This window comes from Variovorax sp. E3 (genome assembly GCF_016082275.1).
Classification (GTDB): Bacteria; Pseudomonadota; Gammaproteobacteria; order Burkholderiales; family Burkholderiaceae_C; genus Variovorax.
In genome coordinates, this window is sequence record NZ_MOWM01000361.1 from 1 (window position 1) to 764 (window position 764).

A 764-nucleotide genomic window follows, 5' to 3' on the forward strand; every position below is an offset into this window, starting at 1 on the left:
GCTGCAGGTGCGGCCGCCGGAGCAGGAGCCGGTGCTGGCGCGGGGCTCGCGGCAGCGGGCGCGTCGTGGCTGCGGTAGACGGTGCGGGAACCGGGATGCCCGGCGTGGCGGGCGCGGCCGCGGGTGCCGACGAACCGGCGCCTGCGTTGGCCTTGAGCTTGTTCAGCTCTTCGATGTTCTTCGACAGCTCGGCGACGCGGTTGTTGCTGTCCTGCGCCTGGCGGGTCTGCGCGACCTTTTCGTCGGCGGCGCGGGTGGAGGCGCTGCCCTGCGAAATCGTGAGCTTGTCGGGTGCGCTGGCGGCGGCGTTGCGGTCTTCGACGTTGGCTTGCAGCTTGCCCGAGGCTTTTCGGCCCGCGGCGGCTACGTTCGACGTGGGCGCGTTCTCGGCCAGGCGTTGACGGTACGAGCCGAAGTCGCGGCTCTGGGCCGTGACCGTGCGGCGTGCCTCGGCGGCCGGAACGGCGGAGGCCTGGGCGGCGCTCGGCAGGTCGAGCACGGCGCCGGCGCGCATGCGGTTGACGTTGCCACCGACGAATGCGTCGGGGTTGGCCTGCAGCAGCGCGACCAGCATCTGGTCGAGCGACACGTCGGCGGGCTTGTGGGCACCGGCGATCTTGCTGGCGGTGTCGCCGCGCTGCACGGTGACTTGTTCACCGCCACCGCTGCCACCGCTGGCACGGGCCGGCGCGGCTGCGGCCACGGCGGCACGGGGTGCGGCTGCTTGCGCAGGTGCGGGTGCGGCGGCAACCGGTGCCGACGGC

Annotated in this window: 1 protein-coding gene; it reads right to left on the bottom strand. The window is 73.7% G+C overall.

The features are described 5' to 3' along the window. Positions 1-703 (bottom strand): FimV family protein (locus tag BMG07_RS40870; protein ID WP_374221486.1); only part of this gene is annotated, 703 nt, incomplete at its 3' end. Positions 704-764 lie beyond the last annotated feature (61 nt).